The organism is Streptomyces sp., assembly GCF_050698815.1.
In the GTDB taxonomy this organism is placed as follows: domain Bacteria; phylum Actinomycetota; class Actinomycetes; order Streptomycetales; family Streptomycetaceae; genus Streptomyces.
On the sequence record NZ_JBOHCV010000732.1, the window covers coordinates 1 to 5,258 of the forward strand.

Annotated in this window: 7 protein-coding genes; 5 read left to right on the plus strand and 2 right to left on the minus strand. The window is 70.4% G+C overall.

What is annotated here, in order from left to right; translation table 11 throughout:
* Nucleotides 1–40: 40 nt before the first annotated feature.
* The 3 genes from ACRDP3_RS25960 (at nt 41) to ACRDP3_RS25970 (ending at nt 2,724) form a co-directional block, all read left to right on the plus strand.
* On the plus strand, nt 41–1,399 hold the full coding sequence (locus ACRDP3_RS25960; RefSeq protein ID WP_431519441.1) for a M16 family metallopeptidase: 1,359 nt from the start codon (nt 41–43) through the stop codon (nt 1,397–1,399).
* A 78-nt stretch (nt 1,400–1,477) separates the two neighbouring features.
* Complete coding sequence (gene dapB, locus ACRDP3_RS25965) at nt 1,478–2,230, plus strand: 4-hydroxy-tetrahydrodipicolinate reductase (RefSeq protein WP_431519435.1); 753 nt, start codon at nt 1,478–1,480, stop codon at nt 2,228–2,230.
* 8 nt (nt 2,231–2,238) lie between these two features.
* Entirely contained in the window at nt 2,239–2,724 is a 486-nt protein-coding gene (locus tag ACRDP3_RS25970; protein ID WP_431519436.1) for a hypothetical protein, read from the plus strand.
* Here ACRDP3_RS25970 and ACRDP3_RS25975 read toward each other — a convergent pair.
* Both ACRDP3_RS25975 and ACRDP3_RS25980 read right to left on the minus strand, forming a co-directional pair.
* On the minus strand, nt 2,721–3,272 hold the full coding sequence (locus ACRDP3_RS25975; RefSeq protein ID WP_431519437.1) for a hypothetical protein: 552 nt from the start codon (nt 3,270–3,272) through the stop codon (nt 2,721–2,723). The two genes, ACRDP3_RS25970 and ACRDP3_RS25975, sit on opposite strands and share 4 nt — an antisense overlap.
* Before the next feature lie 113 nt (nt 3,273–3,385).
* Entirely contained in the window at nt 3,386–3,622 is a 237-nt protein-coding gene (locus ACRDP3_RS25980) for a hypothetical protein (protein ID WP_431519438.1), read from the minus strand.
* 257 nt (nt 3,623–3,879) lie between these two features.
* Between ACRDP3_RS25980 and thyX the strand changes: the two genes are divergently transcribed.
* Together thyX and ACRDP3_RS25990 are read left to right on the plus strand one after the other, a co-directional pair.
* On the plus strand, nt 3,880–4,626 hold the full coding sequence (gene thyX / locus ACRDP3_RS25985; protein ID WP_431519439.1) for an FAD-dependent thymidylate synthase: 747 nt from the start codon (nt 3,880–3,882) through the stop codon (nt 4,624–4,626).
* A 178-nt stretch (nt 4,627–4,804) separates the two neighbouring features.
* On the plus strand, nt 4,805–5,258 hold a 454-nt coding region (locus tag ACRDP3_RS25990), incomplete at its 3' end, for a dihydrodipicolinate synthase family protein (protein ID WP_431519440.1).

Genomic DNA, 5,258 nt, shown 5'->3' on the forward strand with positions numbered 1-5,258 from the left:
GGGGCGGGCCGTCGCCCGTACATCAGGGAGGGTGAAGCCGATGTCCGGCGGCCGAAGCGTCGGTGGGAACGGCGGAAACGGCGCGAAGGGCAGCGCGAACGCCGGAGGAGAAGTCCGCAAGACCGTCCTGCCGGGCGGGCTCCGGGTCATCACCGAGACCGTGCCCAGCGTGCGTTCCGCCACCTTCGGCATCTGGGCACACGTCGGCTCCCGCGACGAGACCCCGGATCTCAACGGCGCCACCCACTACCTGGAACATGTGCTCTTCAAGGGCACGGAGCGGCGCAGCGCCCTGGAGATCTCGTCGGCGCTGGACGCCGTCGGCGGTGAGATGAACGCCTTCACGTCCAAGGAGTTCACGTGCTACTACGCACGTGTCCTCGACGCCGACCTCCCTCTCGCCATCGACGTCGTCGGTGACATGCTCACCAGCTCCGTCCTCGATCCCGCCGAGATCGAGTCCGAACGGGGCGTCATCCTCGAAGAGATCGCGATGACCGAGGACGACCCCGGCGACTGCGTGCACGACCTCTTCGCGCACACGATGTTCGGGGACTCGCCGCTGGGCCGTCCCGTGCTGGGCACCGTCGAGACGGTCAACTCACTGACCCGTGACCGCATCGCCGGCTTCTACCGCAGGCACTACGACCCTCCGCATCTGGTCGTCGCCGCTGCGGGAAACCTCGATCACGACACGGTCGTGGAGCAGGTACGGACGGCCTTCGACCGCGCGGGCGCGCTCAGCCGTACGACCACCGGGGCCGCCGAACCGGTCGGGCCGCGCACCGGCGAACACCCCCTGCGTGCCCACGGGCGGGTCGAACTCTCCGACCGCCGCACCGAACAGGCCCACCTCGTGCTCGGCCTGCCGGGCGTCTCCCGCAACGACGACCGCCGCTGGGCGCTCGGCGTGCTCAGCGCAGCCCTCGGGGGCGGCATGAGCTCGCGCCTCTTCCAGGAGATCCGGGAGAAGCGCGGCCTGGCCTACAGCACGTACTCGTACACCTCCGGCTTCGCCGACTGCGGGCTCTTCGGCGTCTACGCCGGCTGCCGTCCCAGCCAGGTCTCGGATGTGCTGAAGATCTGCCGTGACGAGCTGGACCAGGCCGCACGGCACGGCCTCCCCGACGACGAACTGCAGCGAGCCGTAGGCCAGTTGACCGGTTCGACCGTTCTCGGTCTGGAAGACACGGGCGCGCTGATGCACCGGCTCGGCAAGAGCGAACTGTGCTGGGGCGAGCAGCTGTCGGTCGACGACATGCTGGCCAAGATCTCCGCCGTCACCCCCGACGACGTACGGGCAGTCGCGCGCGACGTGCTGGACCAGCGTCCCTCCCTCTCCGTCATCGGCCCGCTCACCGACCGCCAGGCGTCCCAGCTGCACGAGGCCGTCGCCTGACCTGCCCCGCGTCACTCCCCACCAGCAAGTGAAGTCCGAAGCCCGACCAGTCGGCGAAGTCCGCGAAGGAACGAAACAATGAGCAAGCTGCGTGTGGCCGTCCTCGGCTCTGAGGGCCGGATGGGTTCCGAAGCCGTACATGCCGTCGAAGCCGCCGACGACATGGAACTGGCCGCCGCCCTCGACCGCGACGACAGTCTGGACGCGCTCACCCGCGCCGGCACCCAGGTCGCCATCGACCTGACGCACCCCGAAGCCGTCCTGGGCAACCTGGAGCACTGCGTCGCGAACGGCATCCACGGCGTCGTCGGGACCACCGGCTGGACGGACGAGCGGCTGGCGACCGTACGCGGCTGGCTCGACGCCTCACCGGGCACCGGCGTGCTCATCGCCCCCAACTTCGGCATCGGCGCCGTACTGACCATGCAGTTCGCCCAGCAGGCGGCCCGCTTCTTCGAGTCCGCAGAAGTCGTCGAGCTGCACCACCCCGACAAGGCCGACGCCCCCAGCGGTACGGCTGTCCGCACCGCCCAGCTCATCGCCGCGGCCCGTGAAGAAGCGGAGCTTCCCGCACAGCCGGATGCCACAAGCACCGGCCTGGAGGGCGCCCGCGGCGCCGACGTGGACGGAGTGCCGGTGCACGCGGTACGGCTGCGCGGACTCGTCGCGCACCAGGAGGTGCTGCTCGGCGGCGAAGGGGAGACCCTCACCATCCGGCACGACTCGCTGCACCGCAGCTCCTTCATGCCGGGGGTGCTGCTCGGGGTGCGCCGGGTCGTCTCCACCCCGGGACTGACCTTCGGGCTCGAGCACTTCCTCGACCTGGACTGAGGAAGAACGTGCGCGCGAAGATCATCTACGCCACGCTGGCGGCCGTGCTGGTCGTCTACTTCCTGATGGCCGGCAGCCGTGGCGTGCTCCTCATCGAGCAGGGCACCCCGGTCACCGTGGCGCTCGGCCTCACGGTGCTCGTGCTGCCGCTCCTCGGCGTGTGGTTCCTCTGGCACACCACCCGCTTCGCGCGGAACGCCGGCCGGCTGGCCCGTGAGCTGGAGGCCGAGGGCGGGCTGCCGGTCGACGAGCTGCGGCGTACCGCCTCGGGGCGCATCGACCGCGACTCGGCCGACGAGGTGTTCGCCGTGCGGCAGGCCGAGACGGAGCGGGACCCCGGCGACTGGCGCTGCTGGTTCCGGCTCGCCGTGGCCTACCACGACGCGCGGGACACGCCCCGCGCGCGGAAGGCGATGCAGCGGGCCATCTCCCTGCACGACACCGGCAACACCGGCGGGCCGGCGGCCGGCAACGAACCCGGCCGGGCGGATTAGCTCGACTCGGCCGCCCAGCCCTCTATGACGTCGGCCGCCAGGTCGAAGGCTTCGCGCCGGGCGAGGAAGTCCGCGTTGTGATCCGTCAGCAGCGTGCGCAGCGGCTGACCGTCTCCCGCCCGCTGGACGGCGAGCGCCTGCCCCTGCACCGTGCGGGGCAGCCCGAGCCACCGCACCGGCTGCTGCACCGTACGTACGGCCGCCACCTCGGGCCACCGCACCGTCACCGTGGCGAACAGCCCGACCTGGCGCAGCCCGTACGCGCTCACCCACACGCCCACACGCAGCAGCCGGAGCGCGAACACGATCACCAGCCCCGCGGCACCGAGGCACACGCCGGCGCCCGGCAGGGCTCCGGTGAGCGCGATGATCAGCGCCGAGAGCAGGAGGTAGGAGGCGAGCAGCAGCAGCATCGCCCCGCCGGCGACCCGCCAGGGGCCGGGCCGGTACGGGCGCCGCCAGCGCTCGCGCGCGTCGTGCGGCAGCGGCGGCTCCGGGGTGGCGGGCGCGGCTCGTTCGCCGTCGGCCGTCAGAAAAGGCAGGGGCACTGCTGGTCCTCGCTCGCACAGGGGGTGGTTCGCGAGGAGATTAGCGAGCCACGCGCGGCCGGGCCAGCCCTGCTGGTCCGCGCGGCGCGTCCGCGGCAGTCGGTGGAGTGTCCTCAGCGTCCCTCGGCGGCGGCGGAGCCGCCCTGCTGAGTCTGCTGCGCGGGATCGAGGGCGGGAACGCCGAGAATGAGGGAGCCGACCAGTCCGGCGACCACGGTCAGGCCGAACAGTGCGCTCCCCGCCCGCTGGGCGCGGCTGCGGTGGGCACGAGGCGGTGGGGTGACATTGCTGCGGAACCGGTCGGCGTCAGCAATGAACGCGAACGGTACAGACTCTCCGCGGCGGAACATGAGCAGGGGGCTCCTGACGAGATCGATCTGGACGGGTTACTGAGGAGGAAACGTCCGGGACTGCGGCGAAGTGCCGTACCAGCGGACGGAAGTCAAAAATACCAAGCCCCTGTGCGACTTCGCCCACCGGGGCGCCCTATCTCGAGGGAGAGTCGCATTTGTCATGACAGATGGTTCTCTGCGCGTCGGGCGTTGTCGGTGGTGAGCCGTAGGCTGGTCCGCGCTCTGGCAGACGTACGTACCGGGAGGACCCGCCAGTGACCGAAACCCCCGACCAGGCAGGGACCGCCGCCCTCAGCTTCCGCGGCGACATGACCGTCGAGCTGGTCAAGCACAGCGCCGCCGACACCGACGTGGTCTGGGCGGCCCGGGTCTCCACGGCGGGCGAGCAGTCCCTCGAGGAGCTCGACAAGGACCCCGAGCGTTCCAAGGGCCTCATCAACTTCTTGATGCGCGACCGCCACGGGAGCCCCTTCGAGCACAACTCGATGACCTTCTTCATCAGCGCGCCGCTCTTCGTCTTCCGCGAGTTCCACCGGCACCGGGTGGGCTGGTCCTACAACGAGGAGTCCGGCCGCTACCGTGAGCTGCAGCCGGTCTTCTACGCTCCCCGCGCCGACCGGAAGCTCGTCCAGCAGGGCCGCCCCGGCAAATACGAGTTCGTCGAGGGCACAGCCGAGCAGCATGAGCTGACCGTCGGCGCCATGGAGGACTCCTGCCGGCAGGCGTACGAGACCTATCAGCGGCTGCTGGCGGCCGGGGTCGCCCGTGAAGTGGCACGTGCCGTCCTGCCGGTAGGGCTGTACTCCTCTATGTACGCGACCTGCAACGCCCGCTCGCTCATGCACTTCCTCGGGCTGCGCACCCAGCACGAGCTGGCGCAGGTGCCCTCCTTCCCGCAGCGTGAGATCGAGATGGTGGGGGAGCTGATGGAGGAGCAGTGGGCCAAGCTGATGCCCCTGACCTACGCGGCCTTCAACGCCAACGGCCGCGTTGCCCCATAAGGTCCGGATTGCAGGTTTTCGGGAGATGCGTCTACGCTGAATGAAGGGCTCGGCACTGCTTGAACCCCCGAGCGAGCAGTGCCGGGTCTCCACAAGTCCGTGCCGCTACCTCGGTCGTCGGCCTTGACCGTGGACCCGAGGGAGCACTAGGGACTGGGCTGCGAGTAGCGTGGACCCCATGGCTCCGACCTCCACACCGCACACGCCCTTCGGGCGGGTCCTGACCGCGATGGTCTCGCCGTTCACCGCGGACGGCGCCCTCGACCTCGACGGCGCGCAGCAGCTCGCCGTTCACCTCGTGGATTCCGGCAATGACGGCCTGATCGTCAACGGCACCACAGGTGAGTCCCCGACGACCAGCGATGTCGAGAAAGCCAAGCTGGTGCGGGCAGTGGTCGAGGCTGTCGGAGACCGTGCCCACGTCGTCGCCGGAGCCGGCACGAACGACACCGCGCACAGCCTCGAACTCGCCCGTGACGCCGCCAAGGCGGGCGCGCACGGTCTTCTCGCGGTGACGCCGTACTACAGCAAGCCGCCGCAGGAAGGCCTCTTCCGGCACTTCACCGCGATCGCCGACGCCACCGACCTTCCGGTGATGCTCTACGACATCCCGGGCCGGTCCGGTGTCCCGA